The 26,106-nt window shown below is 37.7% G+C and carries 26 protein-coding genes; 6 read left to right on the forward strand and 20 right to left on the reverse strand.

The window, feature by feature from the left end; translation table 11 throughout:
- Positions 1-214: 214 nt before the first annotated feature.
- From GY23_RS15370 to GY23_RS15380, 3 genes are read left to right on the forward strand one after another with little or no spacing between them, the layout of a single operon-like run.
- The gene (locus tag GY23_RS15370; protein WP_075620087.1) at positions 215-847 is read left to right on the forward strand and encodes a GNAT family N-acetyltransferase; all 633 of its coding nucleotides are present in this window, start codon (positions 215-217) and stop codon (positions 845-847) included.
- A 23-nt stretch (positions 848-870) separates the two neighbouring features.
- Positions 871-1,518, forward strand: a complete 648-nt coding sequence (locus GY23_RS15375; RefSeq protein WP_075620088.1) for an acetoin utilization AcuB family protein — start codon at positions 871-873, stop codon at positions 1,516-1,518.
- Positions 1,488-2,669: an acetoin utilization protein AcuC gene (locus tag GY23_RS15380; protein WP_075620089.1), complete on the forward strand. Its 1,182-nt coding sequence runs from the start codon at positions 1,488-1,490 to the stop codon at positions 2,667-2,669. Before GY23_RS15375 ends, GY23_RS15380 begins: the two co-directional genes overlap by 31 nt.
- 692 nt (positions 2,670-3,361) lie before the next feature.
- On the opposite strand, the gene ccpA is transcribed toward GY23_RS15380, so the two are convergent.
- From ccpA to GY23_RS15440, 12 genes are all read right to left on the reverse strand, one after another.
- Positions 3,362-4,360 carry a catabolite control protein A gene (gene ccpA / locus GY23_RS15385; RefSeq protein ID WP_075620090.1) on the reverse strand — a complete coding sequence of 333 codons (999 nt, stop codon included), beginning with the start codon at positions 4,358-4,360 and terminating at the stop codon, positions 3,362-3,364.
- 119 nt (positions 4,361-4,479) lie between these two features.
- Positions 4,480-5,565: a bifunctional 3-deoxy-7-phosphoheptulonate synthase/chorismate mutase gene (locus tag GY23_RS15390; RefSeq protein WP_075620091.1), complete on the reverse strand. Its 1,086-nt coding sequence runs from the start codon at positions 5,563-5,565 to the stop codon at positions 4,480-4,482.
- Positions 5,566-5,773: 208 nt separating this feature from the next.
- Positions 5,774-6,325: a YtxH domain-containing protein gene (locus tag GY23_RS15395; RefSeq protein WP_075620092.1), complete on the reverse strand. Its 552-nt coding sequence runs from the start codon at positions 6,323-6,325 to the stop codon at positions 5,774-5,776.
- Between the two features lie 12 nt (positions 6,326-6,337).
- Positions 6,338-6,823 (reverse strand): DUF948 domain-containing protein, encoded by a 486-nt coding sequence (locus GY23_RS15400; protein WP_075620093.1) that lies wholly within the window; start codon positions 6,821-6,823, stop codon positions 6,338-6,340.
- 147 nt (positions 6,824-6,970) lie between these two features.
- Positions 6,971-8,266, reverse strand: coding sequence for a UDP-N-acetylmuramate--L-alanine ligase (gene murC, locus GY23_RS15405; RefSeq protein WP_075620094.1), 1,296 nt, complete (start codon positions 8,264-8,266; stop codon positions 6,971-6,973).
- A 186-nt stretch (positions 8,267-8,452) separates the two neighbouring features.
- Positions 8,453-11,095 carry a DNA translocase FtsK gene (locus GY23_RS15410; RefSeq protein WP_075620095.1) on the reverse strand — a complete coding sequence of 881 codons (2,643 nt, stop codon included), beginning with the start codon at positions 11,093-11,095 and terminating at the stop codon, positions 8,453-8,455.
- Positions 11,096-11,210: 115 nt separating this feature from the next.
- Positions 11,211-11,816: a YtpR family tRNA-binding protein gene (gene ytpR, locus GY23_RS15415; protein ID WP_075620096.1), complete on the reverse strand. Its 606-nt coding sequence runs from the start codon at positions 11,814-11,816 to the stop codon at positions 11,211-11,213.
- Positions 11,813-12,628 (reverse strand): DUF1444 family protein, encoded by an 816-nt coding sequence (locus tag GY23_RS15420; RefSeq protein WP_075620097.1) that lies wholly within the window; start codon positions 12,626-12,628, stop codon positions 11,813-11,815. The genes ytpR and GY23_RS15420 overlap by 4 nt, the downstream gene beginning before the upstream one ends.
- A gap of 140 nt (positions 12,629-12,768) precedes the next feature.
- Positions 12,769-13,083, reverse strand: a complete 315-nt coding sequence (locus GY23_RS15425) for a thioredoxin family protein (RefSeq protein ID WP_075620098.1) — start codon at positions 13,081-13,083, stop codon at positions 12,769-12,771.
- 13 nt (positions 13,084-13,096) lie between these two features.
- Complete coding sequence (locus GY23_RS15430; protein ID WP_075620099.1) at positions 13,097-13,615, reverse strand: hypothetical protein; 519 nt, start codon at positions 13,613-13,615, stop codon at positions 13,097-13,099.
- A gap of 74 nt (positions 13,616-13,689) precedes the next feature.
- Positions 13,690-14,211, reverse strand: coding sequence for a DUF84 family protein (locus tag GY23_RS15435; RefSeq protein ID WP_075620100.1), 522 nt, complete (start codon positions 14,209-14,211; stop codon positions 13,690-13,692).
- Positions 14,212-14,262: 51 nt separating this feature from the next.
- Positions 14,263-15,336: a M42 family metallopeptidase gene (locus tag GY23_RS15440; protein ID WP_075620101.1), complete on the reverse strand. Its 1,074-nt coding sequence runs from the start codon at positions 15,334-15,336 to the stop codon at positions 14,263-14,265.
- 170 nt (positions 15,337-15,506) lie between these two features.
- Between GY23_RS15440 and GY23_RS15445 the strand changes: the two genes are divergently transcribed.
- On the forward strand, positions 15,507-15,821 hold the full coding sequence (locus tag GY23_RS15445; protein ID WP_075620102.1) for a peptidase M4: 315 nt from the start codon (positions 15,507-15,509) through the stop codon (positions 15,819-15,821).
- Positions 15,822-16,165: 344 nt separating this feature from the next.
- On the opposite strand, the gene GY23_RS15450 is transcribed toward GY23_RS15445, so the two are convergent.
- The 6 genes from GY23_RS15450 to pepV form a co-directional block, all read right to left on the reverse strand.
- On the reverse strand, positions 16,166-17,023 hold the full coding sequence (locus tag GY23_RS15450; RefSeq protein ID WP_075620103.1) for a YtnP family quorum-quenching lactonase: 858 nt from the start codon (positions 17,021-17,023) through the stop codon (positions 16,166-16,168).
- Between the two features lie 111 nt (positions 17,024-17,134).
- Complete coding sequence (trmB, locus tag GY23_RS15455; RefSeq protein ID WP_075620104.1) at positions 17,135-17,788, reverse strand: tRNA (guanosine(46)-N7)-methyltransferase TrmB; 654 nt, start codon at positions 17,786-17,788, stop codon at positions 17,135-17,137.
- On the reverse strand, positions 17,789-18,781 hold the full coding sequence (locus GY23_RS15460) for a diacylglycerol/lipid kinase family protein (RefSeq protein ID WP_075620105.1): 993 nt from the start codon (positions 18,779-18,781) through the stop codon (positions 17,789-17,791).
- Positions 18,781-19,329 (reverse strand): RNA 2',3'-cyclic phosphodiesterase, encoded by a 549-nt coding sequence (gene thpR, locus GY23_RS15465; RefSeq protein ID WP_075620106.1) that lies wholly within the window; start codon positions 19,327-19,329, stop codon positions 18,781-18,783. Before thpR ends, GY23_RS15460 begins: the two co-directional genes overlap by 1 nt.
- A gap of 85 nt (positions 19,330-19,414) precedes the next feature.
- The gene (dat, locus tag GY23_RS15470) at positions 19,415-20,266 is read right to left on the reverse strand and encodes a D-amino-acid transaminase (protein ID WP_075620107.1); all 852 of its coding nucleotides are present in this window, start codon (positions 20,264-20,266) and stop codon (positions 19,415-19,417) included.
- A 23-nt stretch (positions 20,267-20,289) separates the two neighbouring features.
- Complete coding sequence (gene pepV / locus GY23_RS15475) at positions 20,290-21,684, reverse strand: dipeptidase PepV (protein WP_211270692.1); 1,395 nt, start codon at positions 21,682-21,684, stop codon at positions 20,290-20,292.
- Between the two features lie 347 nt (positions 21,685-22,031).
- Here pepV and GY23_RS15480 point away from each other — a divergent pair, with 347 nt between their 5' ends.
- Positions 22,032-22,253 (forward strand): DeoR family transcriptional regulator, encoded by a 222-nt coding sequence (locus GY23_RS15480; protein ID WP_075620108.1) that lies wholly within the window; start codon positions 22,032-22,034, stop codon positions 22,251-22,253.
- Between the two features lie 43 nt (positions 22,254-22,296).
- Here the strand turns inward: GY23_RS15480 and GY23_RS15485 are convergent, their stop codons facing one another.
- Positions 22,297-23,010: a pseudouridine synthase gene (locus GY23_RS15485; RefSeq protein WP_075620109.1), complete on the reverse strand. Its 714-nt coding sequence runs from the start codon at positions 23,008-23,010 to the stop codon at positions 22,297-22,299.
- Between the two features lie 12 nt (positions 23,011-23,022).
- Complete coding sequence (locus GY23_RS15490; protein ID WP_075620110.1) at positions 23,023-24,621, reverse strand: putative polysaccharide biosynthesis protein; 1,599 nt, start codon at positions 24,619-24,621, stop codon at positions 23,023-23,025.
- A gap of 108 nt (positions 24,622-24,729) precedes the next feature.
- Here GY23_RS15490 and GY23_RS15495 point away from each other — a divergent pair, with 108 nt between their 5' ends.
- On the forward strand, positions 24,730-26,019 hold the full coding sequence (locus tag GY23_RS15495; RefSeq protein WP_075620111.1) for a BaiN/RdsA family NAD(P)/FAD-dependent oxidoreductase: 1,290 nt from the start codon (positions 24,730-24,732) through the stop codon (positions 26,017-26,019).
- Positions 26,020-26,106 lie beyond the last annotated feature (87 nt).

Genomic DNA, 26,106 nt, shown 5'->3' on the forward strand with positions numbered 1-26,106 from the left:
TTGATAAAATAAAGATTTCTGATATCAGTATAAGAAAAGACATCGGCACGCACCATTGTGGGTGCATGCCGTGTTTTTCTAGCACTGATAAGATATAAAACGTTTTTCGGATATCAGTATAAGAAAAGACATCAGCACGCACCATTGTGGGTGCATGCCGTGTTTTTCTAATGTATAATAATACTAATTGTAATTATTTACAGGTGGTGTACACATGGAACATAAGAAAATCTATAATGCTATGGAAATCAAAACGAAACATGGCAATTTAATTATCGAAGGACCTATTTCTTCAGTTGATCTTGCAAGGTATGATTTTCATGAGGACTTGGTGGCATTTCGCCCCCCTGCTCAGCAACATAAAGCAGTTGTTGAAATTGCAAAGTTACCAGAAGGTCGAATCTTAATTGCGCGAGACCATATGACCATTGTCGGATACGTCACCTATTTATATCCGGATCCTCTTGAACGCTGGTCAAAAGGGAAAATGGAAAATCTAATCGAGCTTGGAGCAATCGAGGTTATTCCAAAATATCGAGGGACGGGTGTTGGAAAAAGTCTTCTCCGTGTATCAATGATGGATGATGGGATGGAAGACTATATCACTATTACGACTGAATATTATTGGCACTGGGATTTAAAAGGAACTGGGCTAAATGTTTGGGAATACCGCAAAGTCATGGAAAAAATGATGAACGCTGGTGGATTAGAATATTTTGCAACCGATGATCCCGAAATTAGTTCACATCCTGCGAATTGTTTAATGGCAAAGATTGGTGACCGGATAGATAATGAATCGATTCAACGTTTTGATCAATTACGCTTTATGAATCGCTTTATGTATTAACCGAGGAAAGGAGTATATGATAAATGATTGTAGAACAAATGATGAATAAAAATGTTCTGACCTTTCTTCCGTCTAATACGATTAAAGAAGCCATCACATTATTACGCGAGAATAAAATTAGGCATATACCTATCGTCAATGAACAGGGTAAAGTAGTCGGTGTTGTTACAGATCGTGATATAAAAGAGGCAACTCCATCCAATTTAACTGATGGACAAAATCATGAATTATTAGAAACACCTTTGGAAGAAATTATGACTAAGAATCCAGTTATTGGACATCCACTTGACTTCGTAGAAGAAGTAGCCACTATTTTTTATGATCAACAAATTGGTTGTTTACCAATTATTAGTGGTGGTAAACTAGTTGGCATCGTGACAGAAACTGACTTATTATATAAATATATTGAATTAACAGGAGCACACCAACCTGGATCTCAAATTGAAGTTCGTGTTCCTAACAAAGCCGGAATATTATTCGAAGTATCCAAAGTTTTTCATGATCACCATGCGAATGTCTTGAGCGTACTTGTTTATCCAGACCTGCAGCATGAGTCTAACAAGATCTTAGTGTTTCGAGTACATACGATGAATCCACTCGAAATAATTGAAGATATCCGTAAAGAAGGTTTCGATGTGCTATGGCCAAACATGCCGGGAATGACAACATAAAAAAACATGCAGTTTATGTGTACTCCGAAGATCAACTTGGGTACAAATTTTCAGATACTCATCCATTCAACCAGAAACGACTCACATTAACGACTGATTTATTACGTAAAATGAATGCGCTTTCAGATGGCGACATTGTTCCACCACGTATTGCAACTGATGAGGAACTATACCTTGCACATGATGCAAGGTATATTGATATGGTAAAAAAAGCTAGCAAAGGTTTAGTCACAGCATCACAAACCGAAAGTTTTGGAATCGGTACTGACGATACTCCAATCTTTCCAAATATGCATGAAGCAAGCGCCCGCCTGGTAGGCGGCACGTTGACTGCTGTCGAATATGTGATGGAGAACAAAGCATCACATGCTCTTAATCTCGGTGGAGGTCTTCATCATGGCTTTCGTGGGCGTGCTTCCGGTTTTTGTGTCTACAATGATAGTTCAGTTGCCATAAAATACATACAGGATAAATATAATGCGCGTGTACTCTACATAGATACGGATGCACACCACGGCGATGGTGTTCAGTGGAGTTTTTATGAAGATCCCAATGTCTGTACCATTTCGATTCATGAAACCGGGCGTTATTTATTTCCCGGGACTGGAAATGTGTCGGAACGAGGGTCAGGCCAAGGATATGGTACTTCATTTAATTTGCCAATTGATGCATTTACGGAAGACGACTCATTTTTAGAACTATATACAACAGCCTTTCGAGAAATTGCTGCCTTTTTCAAGCCGGATGTGATTATCAGCCAAAATGGTGCAGATGCGCATTATTTTGATCCACTTACTCATTTGTATGGAACAATGAAAATCTATAAAGAGATTCCAAAACTTGCACATCAGCTTGCACATGAATTTTGTGATGGGAAATGGATCGCGGTTGGTGGCGGTGGATATGACATTTGGAGAGTAGTGCCTAGAGCATGGTCACTACTATGGATGGAAATGAATGATATGGAACTTCCACAAGATTCGCTACCTTCAGAATGGCTAGAACAATGGGAAAAAGAATCACCTGTCCCCTTAATTCCTACTTGGATGGACCCAGATAATCTCTATGAAGCGATTCCCAGAAAAGCAGAGATAACAGAGAAAAACAAACAAGTACTTGATAAAGCATTGTATAGCATACGAAATAATTAAGAAAAATCGGTCAAAGTGCGTTCGGTCTTTTAGTAATTTATTATGGAGGTCATCACTGAATCATGATGGGTTGTAGGGAGCTTTGGACGCCTTACTGCTGCACCATGGTCTAATGATTAAAATAGAGGATGGGCGAATGACTTCGTCATTTCGCCCATCCTCTTTTCTTCCAGACCATCCTACAGCGGGTGTACGTCCGTCGCTCCCTTGTTTCCATAATGTGAACAGTGACTTTGATTTTGGTAACGAAAGAATAGATGCCTTCCTTTAACGGACAATCTGTCTAAGATGAAATTTCAACCTCCCACTACTTTCTTTATTTTCATCAAACCTCTGTTAAAATGTCACTTCAGTATTTTCTTCATCGTTCTACCTTTAAGGAAATCCCATGATCCACTCGCACTTATAGATGAAAACTATTACACAATATAAAAGTACTACAATGAATTAGATGGTAGAAATAATGCCTGGGCAGAACCAGCGTAGGCGTCTTTCTCGCGGGAGGTATCCACAAAGCGCCGAAGCGGGAATTATAGGGAATACTTAGTCCAATCTATAATGATGAACTTTTTCAGAACACTATTTAGTGTTGGAAGAGCTTTGAACACTGGGTTCTGGCAGTATCAAATTTTAAACTTCCTAATATTTCAAAAAGGAGCGAACTACACAAAATTGTAGTTCACTCCTTTTTATCATTTCACTGAGTCTCTTTCTTCAATACGATGAGGTAAGATGACCGTTTTTTCATCAATCTTTTCTTTGTTCATATACTTGGTCAAAAGTCGCATCGAAACTGCTCCGATATCATAAAGTGGGAGCACGACACTCGTTAATTCAGGTCGTACCATTCTTGCCAGTTTTGAGTTTTCAAAACTAATGACTTCAATGTCATTTGGCACATGTAGACCTGCATCCTGTGCACCATGAATTAAGCCTATAGCAAGCTCATCATTTCCTGCAAAATAGGCAGTCGGTGCAACATTTATACCATTCATTTTGACAAAAGCAGCCTTACCTTCTTCGTATGTCGCTTCACTTTCCGCAACTAATTCCTGATCTAGCTGAATATCTGCAACAGCTAATGCTTTCTCATATCCAGTGAATTTAAATGCACGATTAATCGTAGATGACAGTGATCCTGAAACATAAGCGATTCTTTGATGGTTATTTTGAAGAAGTCGATTTACCGCCTCATAAGCAGCTTGATGGTAATCAATGTTAACGGAGGGCATTTTTCCTGAAGCATCAATTGTTCCTGCCAAGACAATAGGAACAGGAGATCGTTCCATCGTGTTAAGTAGCTCAGTTGAAACATGTTCACTCATAAACACAATGCCATCAACTTGTTTTCCAAACATCGTTTCAAGTAGTTGCAGTTCTTTATCCTCACGTTGATCCGAATTGGATAGAAGAATATTGTAGCTGTACATTGTTGCAATATCTTCTATTCCACGAGCAAGCTCAGCGTAAAAAACATTTGAGATATCCGGTATAATAACACCAACAGTGGTTGTTTTTTTACTAGCAAGACCCCTTGCAACAGCGTTTGGACGATATTCCAACCGATCAATTACATCCAATACTTTTTTCCGTGTTGCTGGTTTTACATTAGGGTTCCCATTGACTACACGAGATACAGTGGCCATAGATACATTGGCTTCTCGCGCGACGTCATATATTGTAATTGTCATATGTATACACTCCTTGCAGGTCCTCATCTTCTATCATCATATAACACATTTCTGTTATTTTCCATTAATACAGCTAAAGAAGGAAAAATGCCGGTTCAATAACTGAACCGGCAAGTTTATTATTCGTGAATTGCATAAGATTTCATGAACTTTTGAATTGAATCATAAAACTCATCAAATTGTTGTAAATTCATTTGTTGTGCCGCATCTGACAAAGCAACAGCTGGATCTGGGTGAACTTCTGCCATGACTCCATCCGCTCCAATTGCGATGGCTGCTTTCGCCGCTGGCAACAGTAAATCACGACGTCCTGTAGAATGTGTTACATCAACAAATACAGGTAAATGTGTTTCTTGTTTTAAGATTGGTACGGCTGAAATATCTAATGTGTTACGTGTTGCTTTCTCATACGTTCGAATACCACGCTCACATAAAATGATTTGGTCATTCCCTTGAGATATGATATATTCTGCAGCATGGATAAATTCATCAATGGTTGCAGCCATCCCACGTTTTAATAAGATTGGTTTGTTAATTGAACCTGCAGCTTTTAATAATTCGAAGTTTTGCATGTTTCGTGCACCAATTTGAACCACATCGATATAATCTAACGCTTCTTCAAGATGAGAAGGTGTAACAATTTCAGAGACAACAGCTAAATTATATTGTTGCGAAACTTGTTTAAGGATTTTCAATCCCTCAAGTCCAAGTCCTTGGAAATCATATGGTGACGTACGAGGTTTATAAGCTCCCCCACGAATCATTCTTAATCCTTTTGCTTTAATAGCATTTGCTACTGTAGCTACCTGTTCAAGCGATTCAACTGCACATGGGCCAAACACAAATGATGGTTTGCCTTCTCCGATACGTTCTCCATTAACTACTACGATTGTATCTTCTGCTTTCTTTTTACGTGAAACAAGAAGTGCTTTACGTTGATCGTCTTCTTGTAACTCTAAAGCTGTCTTAAAGATTTCTTTGAAAATATGGTCAACGGTCGCTTGTGGAAGTGGACCTAAATTATTTTCTTTAATTAAGTTCAACATATGGCGTTCACGAAGAGGATCATATCGGTTGACACCTTGTTTTTCTTTTACTTTCCCAATTTCAGTGACGACTTCAGCTCGCTCATTGACTAAACGAAGAATCTCAAGATTCAATTCGTCTACTTTTGTGCGTAAGCTTTCTAATCCTTGATGGCTCATACCTCGATCTCCTCTCTCATTCATACCGAATTACTTTCTGTAAACGTAATAAGTATGTAACTTTTTATGGTATTTGATTATTATAGTACGAAAAATACAGAAAGTCACGTTAAAGTTTTAACGCTTCAACGCACGAAAGTAAAAATGAGACATTTTTCTCTAATTTCAGAGAAAAACACCCACATTTACATGTAGGTGTCGGACTTACTTAATTTTTAATATCCGCTACAGCTTCTTTTAAAGCTTCAGCTGTTGATGTCGTTTCATCATTCGTTACTTCATCTAATGTGTTTGATACTGTCTCTAAAAAGTCGATAGGTTCTTCACCTTCAGAGGATACAGTACCATCATCCATTAATGATGGGGTCTTGGATTTTATCGATTTTACTTTATCGACAATTGGACCTGACTTTTCTTTGATTTGTGTAGATAATTGAGCCGTTTTTTCTCTAGCAGTTGATGATAAATCCACCGTTTTGTCTTTTAATTGTAAGGCTTGAATTGATACATCCCCACGGAGTTCTGCACCAGATTTCGGCGCAAGGAATAAAGCGGCTGCAGCACCAATGATGCCACCAACTAAAGCACCAATTAGAAAATCTTTTGAATTTACTTCATCATTCGTATAAATCGGATCACGTGGATGACCATTTAAATATTCGTATGGCTGTGGCAGATACGCTTCCGTTTGAGTTGAATTATTCGTATAGAATTCTTGATTATACTTTTCGTCATTATAGTTTGGTTTTTGTTGTGTCATTTTATTTCCTCCTTATTTTTTAGTTTCAGTGTATGATCCAACAGGTTCATTTTCATAAATCGTGTATCCTGATCTTGCTTCTTCAATCGCTTTTCGTTCTCTCCATTTATCGCGAATGCCTAATGCAACATTCCCCCATTGAACTACTTGTGCGATTTTTTCTTCATTTTTCTCGACTTCAGTTGATATAGAAGTAGTGATACGACGTACTGAAGTATTAAGACCATTTACTGATTCCCCAACATTTTTCACTGCATCTACTACACTGTTCAGCTTTTCAGACTTATTTTGTATATCTGCAGCTAAGCTATTTGTTTTATGCAACAAATCTGTTGTTTCCCTCGTAACACCTTGCAATTGGCCTTCTAAGCCTGCCATTGTTTTTGATACTTCGTTTAAAGTATTCTTTAGTGACTTTAACGTCATTGCCAGACCTACACATAAAACAAGAAAACCAATAGCTGCAACTAAAGCTGCTATGTATAATATGATTTCCATTCTATTACCTCCTTCAATTTGTTCATACTACCTATCTTCCCTTACGCAGGTGGAAATAAACGTCTACTGATGTATATTCCACAAAAATGTTCATTTTCCTGCCCAAAAGAAAAACTCTAGTACTATGCAACTAGAGTTTACCATGTTTTATATTTTTTTTTCAAATGCTGCTTGGAATTTTTGAACGTCTCCTGCACCCATAAATAAATAAACTGCATTTTTATGTTGGAGAAGAATTTCAATTTCTTCCGTTTTTAATATCGTACAATCCTCAATTAAATCAGATAAATCTTTAATCGTTAGATCCCCTGCATTTTCACGAGCAGAGCCAAAGATATCACATAGATAAACTGCATCTGCAGTTTTTAAGCTGTCAGCAAATTCATTTAAAAATGTACGCGTTCTCGTAAACGTATGTGGTTGGAAAATCGCGATAATTTCACGATCTGGATGTTTTTGACGTGCGGACTGAATCGTTGCTTTGATTTCTGTTGGATGATGCGCATAATCATCGATGATAATGCAATCACCTTTTCTACTTTCAGAAAAACGACGTTTAACTCCGCCAAAAGAAAGTAATTGTTGATTGATAATTTCAGCAGAAATACCTTCATAATTACACAAGGATATGACTGCCAGTGAATTCAGAACAGCATGATCACCAAACATCGGGATTTCAAATGAACTGTAAAATTCATTTCGTACAAATACATCAAATGTCGAACCAGTCGTTGTTTTTGTAACATTACGCGCTTCAAAATCATTTTCAGCACCGAAGCCGTAAAATACGACTGGAACATTCGCATGAAGTTTTTGCAGATGTTCGTCATCACCGCATGCAATAATCGCTTTGTTTACTTGAAGTGCCATCGATTGGAAAGCTTCAACTACATCCTCTATGCCACCGAAATAGTCGGGGTGATCAAAATCAATATTTGTCATTATCATATAATCCGGGTGATAAGCTAAAAAGTGTCTACGATATTCGCATGCCTCGAATGCAAAATACTCAGCCTGTGATTCACCATGTCCGGTACCATCACCAATCAAGAATGAAGTTGGTGCATGGCCACTTAACACATGCGACATCAATCCTGTAGTAGATGTTTTACCGTGAGATCCTGTAATCCCCACTGATGTATACTGTCCCATTAAGTTACCTAAAAACGTATGATAACGTATCACTTCAACGTTTAATTCATTTGCTCGTATCAATTCCTCATGATCATCTCGGTACGCATTGCCAGCAATGACTGTCATGCCTTCTTGAATATTATTAGCATCAAACGGCAAGATTGTAATGGCGCGTTCACGTAAAGGATCTTCAGTGAAAAAATGTTTATCTATATCTGAGCCTTGAACTTGATTCCCTGCATCATGTAATATCTGTGCAAGTGAACTCATGCCAGACCCTTTAATTCCTGTAAAATGAAAAACTGTCATTATTTTAACCTCCTGGGAAAGGTGCCCGTACTTTTATCAATTTCATTTATCCATTATATCATCATTTATTCCTCACTCGAAATGAACGATTTTTCCCACAATTGTATATGAACTTTCAGTCTTTCATTTTTTCTAGCTCCACTAGCCTGACCATTGGATCTTTACGACATGTTCTGCCTTTCGGTGTTATTCCCCAAAAAGTAGAATTAAATCATTTTCTGTAATAAAAACTTCTCGTGCCTTACTTCCTCTTTGCTCCGAAACATATCCGTGTTGTTCCATCAAGTCCACGAGTCTTGCCGCACGATTGTATCCGATATGATATTTTCGCTGCAATAATGAAGTTGACGCAGAACCCTGTTCTAATATAAATCGGCAGGCCTCTTCAAATAATTCATCCTGATCTTCCGCAACTTCAAGACGACGAACTAATTCTTCTTGTTCAAATAAATAAGATGGTTCTCCTTGGCTCCGTGCATGGTCGATTATTTTTTCCATCTCTTCGTCGGTGACATATGTTCCTTGTAAGCGAGTAGGTGCAGACATCCCGTTTCCAAGATACAGCATATCCCCTCGTCCTAATAATCTTTCCGCTCCTTGTACGTCTAGAATTGTACGAGAATCAATTTGAGACGATACAGAGAACGCGATTCGAGTCGGAATATTCGCCTTGATCAATCCTGTAATAACATCCACAGATGGACGTTGGGTTGCCACTACTAAATGAATGCCACATGCTCGAGCTTTCTGAGCGATACGACAAATAGACTCTTCCACTTCTGTTGGTGCCATCATCATTAAATCTGCCAATTCATCTATGACAATTAATAAATAGGGCAATTTCTGAGCAAATTGTCTTTTTTCATCAGCCATTGTATTGTAACGAGTGATGTCGCGGACACCTGTATGGGCAAAAAGTTGATATCTGCGTTCCATTTCTTCAACAGCCCATTTAAGAGCTGCCGTAGCTGCTTTCACATCTGTAATTACTGGACTAACAAGATGAGGAATATGATTAAAAGGTGCTAATTCCACCATTTTTGGATCAATTAATAATAAATTTAATTCTTTTGGCGTCGCTTTATATAATAGACTGACTAATATTGAATTAATACACACTGATTTCCCCGAACCCGTTGCTCCTGCAATTAAACCGTGTGGCATTTTACGTAAATCAATCGTCACTGGTTTACCCGTTAGGTCTAATCCCAGAGCTGCCTCTAGCGGAGAATCCGATTCAGTAAATGTAGAACTGCCAACCACTTCTGATATGCGCACAGGTCTAGAAACTCGATTCGGTATTTCGATTCCGATGGAACTCTTCCCTGGAATCGGTGCCTGAATCCGTATGTCTTTTGCTGCCAAAGCTAGTTTTAAATCATCTGCTAGATTACGAATTTTACTTACTTTTGTTCCTTGTCCGACTGTGATTTCAAACTGGGTCACTGCAGGACCTTGAACCATTTGCACAATTTCAGCTTTGACCTGGAAGTAAGATAACGATTCTATTAATCGATCTGCTTGCATTTGCATCCAATCATAGTCTTGCGTCTTTTGTTCAGGTGGCACTAAGTAATTCTCATTTGGGAAGACATACCCTTCGATCTCCTCCACTTTCTCTTGTACAACTTCAGCACTTTGAACCGTTGGTGGCGCTACGGGTGTTGGTTGATAATGTGGGCTCTCAATTGACTTTGAAGGATTATCTTTTTTGAACGTAGGTACCTGAACTTTCTTTTGCTGATATTTTTCTTTATCTGAATTCAACATTAAAACATTAAATGGAAGTGATTTCTTTTTCTTTTCTGTAACTATGCGATCTTCAGCTTGCACGGATGATAACCGATTTTCTTCATCTGAACTTTGGCTTGAGTTAAGAGGCATTTCAATAACATCTGAAATATTTCGAATTTCTTGAGTATCTACTTGATCAATCACTAGTGCAGGTTTGTCAGTGACAATCACACTAGGTTTTGGTAAAGGAATCACTGTAGTGGCTGCTATTTCTTGTCCTGGTGGTGAATCCATTACTTGAGTTACTGTCACTTCTTGCTCAGGTGGGGAAACCATTTCTTGACTCACTGCCACTTCTTGTTCTTGTGGTGAATCCATTACTTGAGTTACTGCCACTTCTTGCTCTGGTGGGGAAACCATTTCTTGAGTTACTGCCACTTCTTGTTCTTGTGGGGAAACCATTTCTTGAGTTACTGTCACTTCTTGGTCTGGTGGTGAAACCATTTCTTGAGTTACTGCCACTTCTTGTTCTTGTGGTGAATCCATTACTTGACTTACTGCCACTTCTTGTTCTTGCAAGACGACCGTGCGAGATACCACCGTGTTTGGTTTTGGTGAAACAACGTTTGTAGTTGCCACCACTTCATCCTGGTTTTTTCGAACCAATAACTCCTTAATCGGGGTCAATTTTCGTTGATTGAAACCATGAACGGGTGATGGAACATCTGTTGGTGTAAATATTTTGGATTGAACCGGTACCTTCGTAATTCTGGGCTTCACTTCTTGTTCACTATCAGTTTTGATAGGTTTTACAAATTGTTCTGTACTTGATTTTGTTGATTGGTGAACAATTGTATTTTGGCGTTGTTTTTGCCATTGCTTATGCATATATAGTGGCTGTGGCTCTTCTTCTTGTTCATCCTTTAGTTCTTCCCCATTTATAAAACGATCTTTTTCAACATCGCTTAAAAGGGGGAAACGGAAAGGTATTTTGGACTGTTTATATGTAGGAATTTCATTTTCATCTATATAATCTTCTTTGTCCTGTAGTTCATCTGAAAATACTTTTTTAAATGCTTTGGTCAACCAATTCAATGCAAACCCTCTTTTCATATCAATGTTTCCATTTTAGCAGGTTTACTAGTCAAATCAAACGTCTAGAAAAAACCCTGTGTATGCCAATTCTTGAGTACACAGAGTTTTACCTAGTTTATGCTTGGAAAGCTAATCCTATTTCCGCAGATTCATCTAATACTAAAATCCCTTTTTCAGCTGGTGCATCGGGTAATGCCAATTCTTTTGCCGAACAAATCATCCCGCTAGATGCAACTCCCCGAAGTTCTGCATCTTTTATTACTAAACCACTTGGCATAACCGCACCAACCTTAGCTACAACAACCTTTTGACCTGCGTCGACGTTTGGCGCACCGCATACAATTTGCAATGTTTCCTGTCCAACGTCCACTTGGCAAACGTTTAATTTATCTGCATTTGGGTGTTCTTCTTTTGAAATTACATAACCCACGACAAATTTAGGTGAAAAGTCTACGTCTAATTGAAGGTCTAAATCGTTTTTATATACTAATTTTTGAAGAGTATCAACTAATTCTTCCGTTACCAAAATAGACGATTGGTCCGTCAATTGAAGATATTTGCTAGCATTAAAAATATTGAATGCTCCTACTTCCCCTGTTTTCAAGTCCTTGATCAGGGTAATATCTCCTTTTGTTTCAGTTGTTACTTCTTCAAATGTATTGCTTGTAAGTTGGACTAAAAGTACGTCACCTACACCTTTTGTGTTATAAAAAATATTCATTTGTTTTTATTCTCCTTTTGCACACGATTTTTCGCCAAGATAAATATGGGTTCAAGTTCTCCATCTTCATAGATAAAAGATAATGAGGTAATTGGAACTTTGCCCACAGTAAAGAAATGCATTGTTAATTGAGCAAGCACATCATAGCCCGTTTCATTTCGAATATCACCTACAATTAAAACATCTTGGTGAGGAACAGATAACGTCATATCCCCTTCAATTTTAGCTTGCATCTCAGTTAAGAATTGTTCATTTAAGATTCGACTTGCATCATATCCATCATTTGCATTTACAAAGTAAAAAACATTACCCGCAACATGGTCTTCTTTCAGTTCTGTTGAAAGTTTACGAACCTGAAATCTAGCGGCTTCTTTTACTTCTGAATCAGTAATTTTTAACTGATCCAACATATTTACATCAAGTAATCGATACGTGTTTCCTAGGTCTAATGCATAAAAAATACGTGTTTCCGCAGTATGGTCCGTTACTACAAAATCGTGTCCTTCATTTGATTTTACAGGGAATGAAGTAGACCGAATAACTGGATATATATGAGACATTGATCGTTCTAAGCCTTGTGTCTCTTGTTCCATTGCTTCAAATGTTTGGCTAATCGTATACACGATTTCGTTAATCGCATTATCTTTTTTCACTTCATATTTCGATAAAATTTCGGGTAGTGATATTTCCATCCCTTTATTTAGTTTTGTATGATGAAGTCTCACGCGATCCGTTTTTTGATCATGATTCCAGGTGAATGCTGGGTTTGGAAGCTTTTGTTTTAATCGTTCGAAAAGCTGCTCTGGTTTCATAATTTCACGTCCTTTACAAAAGGAAACGGTTCTCACCAATAGGGCGGAACCGCTCTTTTTATTCAATTACTTACAACTAAAAGTTTAGGTACGAGCTTAGTAAGAACCGATTTATGGAACTCATGTCAAAACACCTTAAACTATAAAAGTTCTTCTAAAAATTGTTCGATTTCTTCTTTTGTTTTACGGTCTTTACTAACAAAACGACCTGCTTCTAATCCATTTTTATATACAAGAAAACTTGGAATTCCGAAGATATCATGTTCGATACATGTATCTAAAAATTGATCGCGATTTACTGAAATGAAAGTAAAGAAATTATATTTCTCTTCTATTTCAGGCATAAATGGATCAATGAAATGACAGTCTGAACACCAACCAGCCGTGAATAAAAACACAACGTTTTCCGTTACTTTTAAAGCTTGAAATTCTTCAACAGATTGTAAATCTCTCAAATTAATCGCTCCTTTATGCTTCTACTTTTACCGAACGAACCATTTTCATCATTTTTTCCATATTTGTAGCAATATTTGCTTCATCAGAAATTGTCGTTAGTTTCACGCCACCAATACTAGATATGATTTCATACTTGTCCTCACCTGATGGATAAACAGCAACGAAACCAAATCGACCATTCTGTTCAAATGTTTGTTGAACAATAATTGTCTCTTTCTTCTCAGCTTGTAATAAATCATAAAACAAATTACTGTTCTGTTTTTCATTTGGATTAATAAATAATACGTAAGAATCACTGTTGTTCATCAATACAATATTCGTTTCATCCGAATTTTCTTGTATTGTAAAACCACTCGGAACAAACAATTCAACATGATCAATTTGTTCGTTTGATTCAACTATATCACCGTGAAATATCTCTTTTGCTGCTTTTAAACCTTCTTTTGTCTGTTCTTCAGCAGACGAAGAACACGCAGCTAAACTTACTATTAAGAAAGGTGCGATCACAATTCGCATCCATTTTCGGCTCATGTATTTTCCCCCATTCCATGAAAGCACTATCTTTTATTTTAATATGGTTCTGAATTCGTTGCAACCTATGGACCTTATGAGTTTGAGTGTGCTCTTAGGTATTGACCTATTAGTAGATTGACTACATGTTCAAACATCTCTGCACGCTTGACGATTCCATGTGTAAATACCCCGATTGCACCTTCATGATAACGAATCCCTATTTGATTTGTATAGACATCCATAAGTGGTCCAAGTTCTCCACCTGTTCGTAAGGAATTAGCAATTTCTTCCGGCAATGGAATTTGCGCCCCACCTGCTATGTATTGTTGCCCTGATCGTGTCTGTAATGCACCCCAATTACACATATATAATTGACCATCAAGCTCCTTTACACCGCCTTCAAGACCAAAGGCCATGTCACTATTTTGTTCCTTACAAGCTTGTATAGCACGATTCTTTGCACCTTGTAATGTTTCCGCGTCCCCAAAAGGTTGAGCAGATACAAGTGAGGGTACATCGAACATGATAAATTCCACATTATCTAATAACGAGTTACATCTATTTTGAACAGCTTTAACTTTTGCCGTGTTTTTTGTTCCTATCGCGATTTTCATTTCTTCCTCCTAAGATTATGGTACAAAAAAAGTGCCTTTTCAGGCACTTTTTTATACATTTTGATGAATCGTTTCAAGTGTAGTTTTATCAGCTGAACGAACGAGTTTGACAATCAATTCTTTCGCTGCTGCGTAATCATCCGTATGAATTATAGAACCCGATGTATGAATGTAGCGTGAACAAATACCAACAACCGCACTTGGTACGCCATCATTTGCTGTGTGTACGCGACCAGCATCTGTTCCACCTTGTGAAATGAAATATTGGTATGGAATATTATGTGTTTCAGCTGTATCTAAAACAAATTCACGCATTCCACGATGTGTAATCATTGAACGGTCAAAAATACGTAATAACGTTCCTTTTCCAAGTTGACCAAATTCAGTTTTTGAACCCGACATATCATTTGCAGGGCTTGCGTCTAATGCGAAGAACAAGTCCGGTTTGATTAAATTCGCTGATGCTGAAGCACCTCTTAAGCCGACTTCTTCCATGACATTGGCACCTGAATACAGTGTGTTTGGTAATTTTTCATCTTTTAGTTCTTTTAGTAATTCAATTGCAAGTCCACAACCATAGCGGTTATCCCATGCTTTCGCTAATATTTTTTTGTTATTGGCCATTGGAGTGAATGGGCAAATCGGAACAATTTGCTGCCCTGGTCGAATGCCGATTCTTTTAGCATCTTCTAAATCATCTGCTCCAATGTCAATTAACATATTTTTAATATCCATTGGCTTGTTACGTACTTCATCACTTAATAAATGGGGAGGAATTGAACCGATTACGCCCACAACAGGTCCATTGTCTGTAATAATCTCAACACGTTGTGCAAGTAAAACTTGACTCCACCAACCACCTAGAGGTTGGAAACGCAACATACCATTGGACGTGATTTGAGTTACCATAAATCCAACTTCATCCATATGTCCTGCAACTAAGATCGTAGGACCTTGTTCGTCCCCTTTTTTCAATCCAAAAATGCCACCTAAATTGTCTTGAACTAGTTCATCTGAGTATTTCTCTAGTTCGGTTTTCATGAATTTTCTGATAGCATGTTCATTACCTGGTGCACCTGGAAGTTCAGTTAATGTTTTAAATAATTGAAGTGTTTCTGAATTCAATGTCAAATCCCCCTATGTACGTACATTCTTAAATATTGTAGTCGATTTATCAGAACATTTCCACCTTTTCTCTTTCGACTAGCGAATTATTTGACGTATTTATTTCACACTAACCATCGGTGCTACATATGTTAAACTGTACTAAACTGATGCAATAGGAGGGTTCATTTATGAGAAAGAGAGATTTACTCTTAGGATTTTCGACGGGGATTGCAGCAGGGTTGTTAGTACGCGAAGTGGCACATCGTATTGACCCAACCAAACCTGCTGAACTTATTTTACATGGCATCAAACAATCGTTTAAAGCTGAAGGACCGATTGACGGATCATGGATTTATATGAAAACCGAACCTTTTAAGCGTCAATCAATTTCAACAGATGTCTACAGAGGTGGAATTTCGCGTGTGCGTGAAGGACAAATTGAACAATTTGAGTTTTTCGCAGACGCACGAACAGGAACTGTCGTCGATTTAATAAAAATATAAAGTTGAAGCGATCCCAAGGTTTTTGGAAACCAACGAAAAGTCCTTTTAATTAAAAAACGAGTCTTTCCTCTATAAAATCGAGGGAAGGCTCGTTAGGTATTTGTAAACACTGTGCTGAATTTAGATGGTATCAAAATGACTAGACAAAACTAGCGTATGCGCCTTTCAAGTGGTAGTCGGAGCTGGAAGAATGGCAGTGATTTTCTGACTGGCTTCTCGCTGGATCCATCCACAAAGCGCAGAAGCGTGATTATAGGATAAGTCCGGTCTATAATGGTAAACTTTTTCAGTGGTCTCGGTTTTTGGAATGAATTTTATACTATATCTCACATTGAGCTTAATTATTATGAGAGACTTTCTTCTCTTGTACGCTCTAATTTCTCCACCACTTGTTTACCAGTTTCGTCCCATTTAACTAAACGATAGTAAGCATCGTGATAAAAAATAAACGCATGTCCCTCTTTTAAGGCTTCACTTACGAGTTTTTCCTTTGCAAAAATTGAATCCATTGGGTAATCATCATATGCTAACACCCATAGTGGATTTTGGTGAGCATGAGTTGGCATGATATCCGCCATATGGACAATCGTTTCTCCGTTTTGTTGTAACTTAATAACGCTATGTCCATTGCTATGACCACCTGTATGGACCATACGGATTCCCGGAATCACTTCCAACTCTTCTTCAAATGTTTCGACTTGCGGTTGAATTGACTCCCAATTCTCTTTCCAATATGTATTTCTTGAGCGTATGTTTGGATTTCTCATTTCAGCCCATTCAATTGCGGAAACGAAAATCTTCGCATTCGGAAAAGTAGAAACAAACTCTTCATTCTCCACCTTTGTTAATCCACTAGCATGATCTGCATGCATATGTGTCATTAGAACAAAGTCTATGTCCTCAGTCAGCAACCCTACCATCGCTAATGAATCTTCTAGATGAGATTGTTGGATTACCCCGTTATTTCGTAGTTGTTTCTCATTCATTCTATTTCCTACACCTGAATCTATTAATAAATTCTTTCCTTCAAACTGAATGAGAATCGGGTCAGTGCTCAATTCAATACGATTTAATTCATCGGCTGGGTATCTTTTTGACCACAAAGCCTTAGGCACAACGCCAAACATCGCTCCACCGTCTAATAATGTAAAGCCACCTTTTAACCATGTTAATGTCATATCATGAAATTTATATTGATCCATTTATTTCCCTCCCTTTATTGTAAGTTTAGTTTAACAAAAAACGTCACAACAATCTCTTGATTGAGTGACGTTTCAAATTCGTTTTTAATTTGTTTTAATGCAAAAATCTACTTATTCTTTTTTCTTAATAAACTGAGATTCCAATCGATAGATTGGTTGCCCTTTTGCAGAAAATTTTTCTTCATATTCTGTCATGATATTGTCTTCAGGCATGTTAGAATGCAAATCAAGCGAGACATATTTTAACAGCATCCCATATTCGGACATGCTCATTAATGAAAACTCAAAGAGTCCACGATTATCTGTTTTAAAATGGACTTCACCATGATCAATTAGAATCGATTCATATAGTTTCAAGAAGTTCTCATGAGACAATCGTCTTTTGGCATGACGAATTTTTGGCCACGGATCTGAAAAATTTAAATATACGCGACTAACATCATTCTTTTCGAAAAATTTCAGTAAATGTGCACCATCTACTTTTAATAGTTTTAAATTGGGCAAAGAACCAGCTTCTATCGCATTTTCAAGAGCAGACACGATGACACTATCATATAACTCGATTCCCATGTAGTTAATATTAGGATTTGCCTTTGCCATCCCTGTAATAAATTTACCTCGACCTGTTCCTACCTCAATATGAAGGGGATTGTCATTATGAAAGACAAGATTCCATTTCCCTTTATGATCTTCAGGATTAGGTATCACAATATGTGGATGAGCTGTAATATAATCTTCAGCCCATGGTTTGTTACGTAATCTCATTTATTTTATCCTACTTTCATTCTCTCTTTTCGCGTATTTATTATCATTGATGATAGAAGAAACGTCAAGAGGATCTAGATTCGTAATACGCCAAATTCCTTCCTGTACAGTAAATTGATTTTCAGTGTTAGGTATCGTCTGACCGGCAAATTCACCATCTGTATGACGAAAAACTTTTCTGTCGGTGGTAAGGATATAATTTTTCGCTTTAAATTGATGGACTTCTTTAAACTTTGTATGCTTGCCAAAGAATACGGTCACAAACACCAATAATAGCTTTAAACGCGATAAATTGTGAACGATGGTCACTTCAATCAAGCCGTCCGTCGTATTGGAAGTAGGTGATATTTTCATTCCTCCACCAAAATAAGATTGATTACTGACAGTAGCAAACCATACATTTTGAAAAGAGAAAAATTGCTCAGTCGTTTCCACTGTGAGTTGAAATCGCTTAAATGTTACAAGTGATGAAATGAGATAATATGTATAAGAGAGTTTGCCTAATCCAAACTTATTTAGATATTTTTTTATCGATGATTTATTGACCTGAAAAGCGATATAAGCATCAAAGCCAATCCCCGCATTATTGACAAAAAAATAATCACTTTCATCAGCTTGTAAAAGTCCTGCATCCATCGCTTTGTTTTTAGGAAAAGAACGCACATAATGATTGAGTTCATTCGCTGTTTTAAACGAATGATATCCACGCCCGAAGTCATTGCCAGAACCCGCTCCAATGACGCCTACAATACATTTCTGACATCCTAAAGCACCCTCAATTACTTCATGAGCCGTTCCATCTCCACCAAACGCAATCACAAGATGATGATTATCCGTTTGGATACATTCCTTGGTTAATTCGGTCGCTTGCTTTGGATGTGAGGTGATTTTAAGATTATATGAGAAATCCAAGTCTTTTTTAAACGCTTCCCACCGTTTGAGTGCTTTGCCGTTTCCAGCAGCTGGATTCACTATTATGGTAATATCCATCATTATTGATCCTTCAATTCAATTGTTTTAATCGCATGATAGGAAGGGATTTTTTGAGGATGTATCGAATAAATCGAAAATTGTTTAATCATAAAATTCATTTGATCAACTTGTTTATCTTCCATATTCAAGTCTTCCTTGCCAATCCATTTCTTTGCCAAAGTGATATGAGGAACGAAAGGTTTTTGATCTACTTTAAAGTTTAAAGACTCGGCAATCATCTTTACATTTGTTTGTAACAGCTTTAATTTAGATTCTTCTTCTACGGATACATAGACTACACGTGGATTTCTGTGACTTCCAAAAGAAGCAATCCCATTTATAGTTAAATCAAACGAAGTACATGTTTCCTGAAGATCAGTTAATCGTTCACTTAATCTCTGCATGGTTTCATCCTCCACTGCACCTAAATACAGAAGTGTGATGTGTAGGTCACTAGAATGTGGGATCACTTTATGTGTTGCTTGTAAATTCCATGTACTGCGTACGTGATCCAATTGTTGTGCTTCTTTTTCAGGAATTTTAAAGCCAATGAAATAATGTTGTACCAAAATTGTCACCACCCGATTTATTTACAACAGTTTACAGCAGAAAAAGTCGAAAAAATACCCACTACCGAAGTAGAGGGCAAATTTATTATACATTAATTGTTTGGTTTATTTTTGCTTCAAAGGCAACTTGTAGTTTTGTTGTCCACTCTCCACGTATGCCTGAGCCAACTTTCTCGCCATTAATCATAACGATCGGCATAATCTCGGCGGTTGTGGAGGACATAAAGAATTCGTCATTTGAATATACATCGGATAACGACATCGGTTGTTCCACTACGGGTAAACCGATTTCTTCACAGCAACTCAAAATAACCCGTCTAGTTATTCCATTTAAGATTAAATTTGTTGCAGGATGCGTATATAATACGCCATCCTTTATGCCGTACATATTGGAAGAAGATCCTTCAGTGATCGTATCTCCTCTATGTAACAGTGCTTCGAAGCACCCCGATTCATGTGCTTCTTGTTTCGCCAAAACATTGCCTAATAAGTTGAGACTCTTAATATCACAACGCAACCATCTAATATCTTCCACTGTTTTAGCTGCTACTCCATTTGCCATTTGTGAGACAGGACGTTCCACCTCTTTTGTACTGGCAGTTATGACAGGCTCGCTCACTGTTGCTGGGAATTGATGTGTTCTAGGAGCTGATCCTCGCGTAATTTGGACATATACTTGTCCAGTTTTGACTTCATTTGCTTCAATCAAATCGTACATCATTTTATGAAAAACGTCTTTTGTATACGGAATAACGATCTTAATTTTGTCAGCACTTTCATACAACCGATCAATATGTTCTTTGGCTGTAAACATATTGCTATCATACACACGAATAACCTCGTAAATTCCATCACCGAATTGGTAACCACGGTCTTCTTTAGACAAGCGAATCTCTTCATCTTTTACTAGTCGATCATTCCATAAAACCCATGTCATTTGGCTAATCCTTCTTTCTAAGATTATTTTTTGGAAGCGAGTTCACAAATTGCATCTGCATAAATCGCCACCGCTTTGATTAAATTCGGGATATCTATAAATTCGTCTACTTGATGGGCAACATCTTTTTCACCTGGGAACAGCATGCCGAATGCTACGCCTTTTTGAAGCACACGTGCATATGTCCCTCCACCAATAGCTAGCAAGGTCGCTTTTTCTCCAGTTTGTCTTTCATATACGCGTGACAAACTTTGAATAAGTTCATCTGACTCCTCCACATAGTGTGGCTTAGAATTAGACAAGACATCTACTGAGAATCCTTTTACATTACAAATAGACTGGCATTCAGTTAGTTTCATGTCAAATGAATACGATACCGAATAACGTAAACTTACGTCTACGGTACCGCCAGACAATGGGGTGAATGCGAGAATCCCTGCATTTAAGGTCGTGTCTCCTGATACGTCATCGGAAAACTGCATCCCTAAAGAACGCCCTCTTGAATCGTCGTAGAAAGATGATGAAACAAAATCAATAAAGCTTTTCGATCCTGAAGTAGTGACGAAATCCACTAAAAACTTAGCTAAATAAACGCCTGCGTTTAGTCCATCGTTCGGTTCCATCGCATGTGCTGATTTTCCTTCGAGTGTAAGATGCACTTCAGAGTGACGAACTTCTGCTTCACCTTTTAATTTATGTTGTTGTTTAAATAACTCAAACTCAGATTCAATTGAGTCATTATTAATTCGGATCACCGCAGTCGCTACATCAGGAACCATGTTCGTTCTTGTTCCAGCTTGGAATGATTGTAGCTGTTCCTTACTTTCAAGATTTGTTGTTGAAAACCGCAAAGTTGCTATTCCTTTTTCTGCATTAATAATCGGGAAATCTGCGTCTGGTGCAAATCCGATATGTGGCATTTCTTCTTTTTCGAAGTACCGCTTTACACAACGGAAACCACTTTCTTCATCTGTTCCAATAATTAGTCTCACTCGTTTATTTAATGGGATGCCTGCATCTTTTACCATCTTCATAGCCATCCATGCTGCCATTGTTGGACCTTTGTCGTCAATCGCCCCTCTCCCATAAAGACGGTCATTTTCAATGTGACCTTCAAATGGCGGGTACGTCCAGCCTTTACCAGCTGGTACAACATCAACATGCCCTAAAATCCCAAGAAGTTCTTCACCTTCACCCATTTCAATGTGACCAGCCATTTGATCGACATTTTTAATAGTCATGCCTGCTTCTTGCCCTTTTTGGAGCATCCATTCTAAGGCTCTAAGTGGCTCTGGTCCAAACGGCTGTGCACTAGACGATAATGATTCATCTAAAACACTTGGAATTTGAATTAATTGCTGTAATTCTGAGAGTAACTCTGATTGTCTTATCTTTGCTTCTGTCAACCAATTAATCATGTCTACATTCCTCCTGCCACATTCATAAAGATATTCTACACCATTCATTGAAAAATCATAGTGGTAACCAAACACTAACATAAAAGCGAACATTACCATCTATTACCTTAGTATTCATTCGCCTTTAAATGTTACAATTATATTAAACCTCTGTAAAAATAAGAAAATATACTAGAAAATAAGGACAGAATATTTTATAATTTAATTGTCAGACTTTAACGTTCTGGCCAACAATTAAAAAAGGAGCTGTCTACGGCACTTTATTCACACATTTGAGTCTATCAATAACTCATAGTCGTCCGCTAGTCTTTTGCCATGAGAACATAAGATGAAGGAGTGGTTCAACAATGAAACCAACTACTGATCGGATGCTCAATCGAATTAAAGATGTGTATATGTTCATCCACGATCACGGAATTGTAACGACACAAGACTTAGTCGATGAATTCGGCATCACTCCTCGCACCATTCAAAGAGATTTGAATGTGTTAGCCTTTAATGATTTGGTAAGCAGTCCATGCCGAGGCAGTTGGACTACGACGAACAAACGTGTAAAAATGACATCTTAGAACAGCGTTCAATGCAACAAAAAGAATGACCGAAAAGTTTCGGTCATTCTTTTTGTTGTAATGCATTCAATTCCTCTTCTGTTAACGGACGATAATCTCCAAGCTCTAACGTTTCATCTAACTGAAGTGAACCCATAGACATGCGTTTTAAGTATGTCACTTTTTTCCCAACAGCTTCAAACATTCTTTTCACTTGATGAAACTTACCTTCCATAATGGTCAACTCAATTTCAGACATCTCACCACTTTTCAGAATCGATAATTCACCAGGTTTAGTAAAATACCCATCCTCAAGTGTGACACCTTCTTTGAATTTCTTCACATCTTCCTCAGTGACACGACCCTCAATAACTGCAAAATATAGTTTAGGAACATGTTTTTTGGGTGACAGTAATTGATGTGTTAAATGTCCATCATTCGTCAGAATTAAAAGTCCTTCAGTATCTTTATCTAAACGACCAACTGGAAAAGGCTTGAAGTGCTGAGCTAACGGGTCAAGTAAATCGACCACCGTTTTGTCTTTTTTATCTTCCGTTGCAGAAATGACGCCAGGCGGTTTATTCATCATTAAATAAATGAATTCCGTGTATATGACTTGCTCACCAAACACAATAATTCGATCCTTTTCTGTATCCACATGCATGGACACATCTTTCGCAAAATCCCCATTTACCTCAACAGCTTTTGATTTCAATAAAATCTTTATTTCTTTCCTTGAACCATATCCCATATTCGAAAGCAATTTGTCTAATCTCATGAAAGAACCACCTTAAAAACCGAATTTCTTCGTATATTTCGTTAATCGCTCGCCGAATAACTTTTGCGCGATTCCTAAGCGTAGCCCGATATAGCCATAAACCGCTCCACCAATTGCACCCACTATCAGAATAATGACTAGAGCTCCAAGTTTAGATTCAGCAGGCATAAAATGAACGAGCAATAGTCGAGCAATCACAACTACAATAAGCATGATGACATTCATGATTGAAATCAGCGCGATTCTTCGTACTAGTAATTTTGATCGGTAATTTTGTGTAACCACTAAAACCGCCAAGTTCATGAAGATCGCTACACTGTATCCAATAATCGTTGCAGCAATTGCCCCGTTTGTTTCCCATAACCCAATGAAAGGGATATTTAAGGCTAATTTAATGAGTAATCCAACCAATAAATTAAGGATAATCCACTTTTGTTGATTAATTCCTTGTAAAATTGAAGCCGTTACTGGGAATAAACTGAACAAGATGGCCACCGGTAAATAGTGCGCAAGGATATCTGAACCGACTTCGCTTTGTTGATAGAACAAATGATATAACTCATTTGCTAAGACGGTCATCCCTACTACAGCAGGGAGAGTTAAAAAGTACAAAACTTGGAACGTATTATCTAAAGTTCGAGCCAATTGATTATGCTCATTGGTCGTAAAATATCTTGTGATTAAAGGGATTAATGCCATTGAAAAACCAGTAGCAAGCATTACTGGAATCATTACTAATTTGTGAGCCGTAAGATTCAATATCCCTAAATAGTCAATGTCATCCGAAACGTTCATCGCTCGATTAAACGTCAATAAGTCGACAAACTGAAATAACGGGTTAGCAATTCCTAGGAACACAACAGGAATGGCATATACGACAATCTCTTTGTACATATCCTTTAATCCAACATCATACGAGGAAGTTGAAGCCAACAACAACTGATCGTATTCTGGTTTTTTTTGCTTCCAATAGTAATAGAGAACAACTAGCCCACCAAGTGCCCCGACAAATGCGGATAGCACGGCTAGTTGGATGGCTAATTTAGGGGAACCATTCATTATATTAATAACTACAAATGCTCCACCTAAAAGGAAGATAATACGGACAATCTGTTCCACGAGTTGAGAAACCGCTGTTGGCATCATATAGCTATACCCTTGGAAGAAACCTCTTAATAAACTCATAAACGGTACAACAATTAATGCAAAACTTACCCATTGGATAGACTCTTTGACATCCGTTAAAGAATAAATATCTTCCTTTGGATCAATTGTGATTTTGGCTAAAGGTTCTGCGAAAAAATAGAGAATTAAAAATGAAATAACACCGGTAATCATCATTGTGACTAAGCCAGATTTCAACAAATCACGTCCGGTTTGGTAGTCACCTAATGTGTTATACTTTGAAACAAATTTCGAGAATGCTATAGGAGCTCCTGAAATGGCCAATGATAACATTAAATTATATGGAATATACGCATACTGATAAAGTCCAATATTTTCTTCTCCTACCATTGAATAAAACGGAATTATATATAATACGCCAAGTACTTTTGACAAAAAAAGACCTAGTGTTAAAATTGCGGTACCTTTAAATAAATTATTTGACATAAATAACTTCCTGACTTCTAAAATTTTGACCTACAGGATATTCTACCCCTCAGACATGAAAACCACAAATAGTTTATAATAGAGAAAAAAGAGAAAGTGTGTTTATACATGTATGATGTAATAATTGTTGGCGGCGGGCCATCAGGATTGATGGCAGCAATCGCTGCAGGAGAAATAGGTAAAAAAGTATTACTACTTGAAAAGGGTACAAAACTCGGTAAAAAACTAGCAATATCCGGTGGTGGACGATGCAACGTAACCAATCGTTTATCTCAAGAAGAGATCGTCAAACATATTCCGGGTAATGGACGATTTTTATATAGTCCATTCTCTGTATTTAACAACGAAGACATCATTACATTTTTTGAAGGCTTAGGCGTTCCGTTGAAAGAGGAAGATCACGGTCGAATGTTTCCCGTTTCAAATCGTGCCCAAGATGTAGTGGATACCTTGATCCGACAACTAGAAAAGTTACAAGTTGAGGTTCTTTTTGAACGTCCCGTTTCGAAACTGTTGATGAATGATGAAAAGATTCAAGGTGTTCGATTAAAAAATGGAGAAGAATTCTTAAGTAAATCGGTCGTCCTTGCCGTAGGTGGTAAAGCTGTTCCCCAAACCGGATCAACAGGCGATGGCTATCCTTGGGCACAGCGTGCTGGCCACACCGTCACTACTTTATATCCAACCGAAGTTCCTTTGTTGTCTGATGAACGTTTTATCAAATCCAAAGAACTGCAAGGGTTGGCACTCCGTGATGTAGCCGTTTCGGTATTAAATAAAAAAGGTAAGATACTCATTACTCACCAAATGGACATGCTCTTCACTCACTTCGGATTAAGTGGACCTGCCATTTTACGTTGCAGTCAATTTGTGGTGAAAGAACGCATGAAAAATGGTGAGCAACCTGTTGATATGGTGATTGATTCCTTGCCAAGTGAAAATAATGAATCTGCGTTTCAAATGCTTGTGAAGCTGATGAAGGACGACCCGAAAAAATCGGTTAAAAACGTTTGGAAGAGTGTCGTTCCTGAACGATGGTTATTATTCTTGTTGAATCGAGCAGGCATAGATTCAAACGAAATCGGAGCTAATTTATCAAACGAAAAAGTCCGTGGAATAGTTGCTCTATTAAAATCATTTACAATGAAAGTAAATGGCACACAGCCAATTGAAAAAGCTTTTGTCACGGGTGGCGGCGTTTCTATTAAAGAAATTGAACCAAAAACAATGGCTTCCAAGAAAAAACCTGGTTTATATTTCTGTGGCGAGATATTAGATATCCATGGCTATACAGGTGGCTATAATATTACCTCTGCCTTAGTAACAGGAAAAATTGCTGGCATGAGTGCTGCCCGTTTTGCTAAAACGATTCCTTATGAACATGTTAAATATGAATGAAAAATGAAAAAAGGGGGAATTCACTTTATATAAGTGAATTCCCCCTTTTTGCTGTAAGTTACATTTGTTAAAGGGCTCGAATCGAAT

This window comes from Paenisporosarcina indica, from assembly GCF_001939075.1.
GTDB classification, from domain to species: domain Bacteria; phylum Bacillota; class Bacilli; order Bacillales_A; family Planococcaceae; genus Paenisporosarcina; species Paenisporosarcina indica.

Coding starts and splice junctions, on each gene's coding strand:
- GY23_RS15370 (WP_075620087.1), top strand. CDS start 215: ATGGAACATAAGAAAATCTATAATGCTATGGAAATCAAAACGAAACAT.
- GY23_RS15375 (WP_075620088.1), top strand. CDS start 871: ATGATTGTAGAACAAATGATGAATAAAAATGTTCTGACCTTTCTTCCG.
- GY23_RS15380 (WP_075620089.1), top strand. CDS start 1,488: ATGGCCAAACATGCCGGGAATGACAACATAAAAAAACATGCAGTTTAT.
- ccpA (WP_075620090.1), bottom strand. CDS start 4,360: ATGACAATTACAATATATGACGTCGCGCGAGAAGCCAATGTATCTATG.
- GY23_RS15390 (WP_075620091.1), bottom strand. CDS start 5,565: ATGAGCCATCAAGGATTAGAAAGCTTACGCACAAAAGTAGACGAATTG.
- GY23_RS15395 (WP_075620092.1), bottom strand. CDS start 6,325: ATGACACAACAAAAACCAAACTATAATGACGAAAAGTATAATCAAGAA.
- GY23_RS15400 (WP_075620093.1), bottom strand. CDS start 6,823: ATGGAAATCATATTATACATAGCAGCTTTAGTTGCAGCTATTGGTTTT.
- murC (WP_075620094.1), bottom strand. CDS start 8,266: ATGACAGTTTTTCATTTTACAGGAATTAAAGGGTCTGGCATGAGTTCA.
- ytpR (WP_075620096.1), bottom strand. CDS start 11,816: ATGAATATTTTTTATAACACAAAAGGTGTAGGTGACGTACTTTTAGTC.
- GY23_RS15420 (WP_075620097.1), bottom strand. CDS start 12,628: ATGAAACCAGAGCAGCTTTTCGAACGATTAAAACAAAAGCTTCCAAAC.
- GY23_RS15430 (WP_075620099.1), bottom strand. CDS start 13,615: ATGAGCCGAAAATGGATGCGAATTGTGATCGCACCTTTCTTAATAGTA.
- GY23_RS15435 (WP_075620100.1), bottom strand. CDS start 14,211: ATGAAAATCGCGATAGGAACAAAAAACACGGCAAAAGTTAAAGCTGTT.
- GY23_RS15445 (WP_075620102.1), top strand. CDS start 15,507: ATGAGAAAGAGAGATTTACTCTTAGGATTTTCGACGGGGATTGCAGCA.
- GY23_RS15450 (WP_075620103.1), bottom strand. CDS start 17,023: ATGGATCAATATAAATTTCATGATATGACATTAACATGGTTAAAAGGT.
- trmB (WP_075620104.1), bottom strand. CDS start 17,788: ATGAGATTACGTAACAAACCATGGGCTGAAGATTATATTACAGCTCAT.
- GY23_RS15460 (WP_075620105.1), bottom strand. CDS start 18,781: ATGATGGATATTACCATAATAGTGAATCCAGCTGCTGGAAACGGCAAA.
- dat (WP_075620107.1), bottom strand. CDS start 20,266: ATGACATGGGTTTTATGGAATGATCGACTAGTAAAAGATGAAGAGATT.
- pepV (WP_211270692.1), bottom strand. CDS start 21,684: ATGATTAATTGGTTGACAGAAGCAAAGATAAGACAATCAGAGTTACTC.
- GY23_RS15480 (WP_075620108.1), top strand. CDS start 22,032: ATGAAACCAACTACTGATCGGATGCTCAATCGAATTAAAGATGTGTAT.
- GY23_RS15485 (WP_075620109.1), bottom strand. CDS start 23,010: ATGAGATTAGACAAATTGCTTTCGAATATGGGATATGGTTCAAGGAAA.
- GY23_RS15490 (WP_075620110.1), bottom strand. CDS start 24,621: ATGTCAAATAATTTATTTAAAGGTACCGCAATTTTAACACTAGGTCTT.
- GY23_RS15495 (WP_075620111.1), top strand. CDS start 24,730: ATGTATGATGTAATAATTGTTGGCGGCGGGCCATCAGGATTGATGGCA.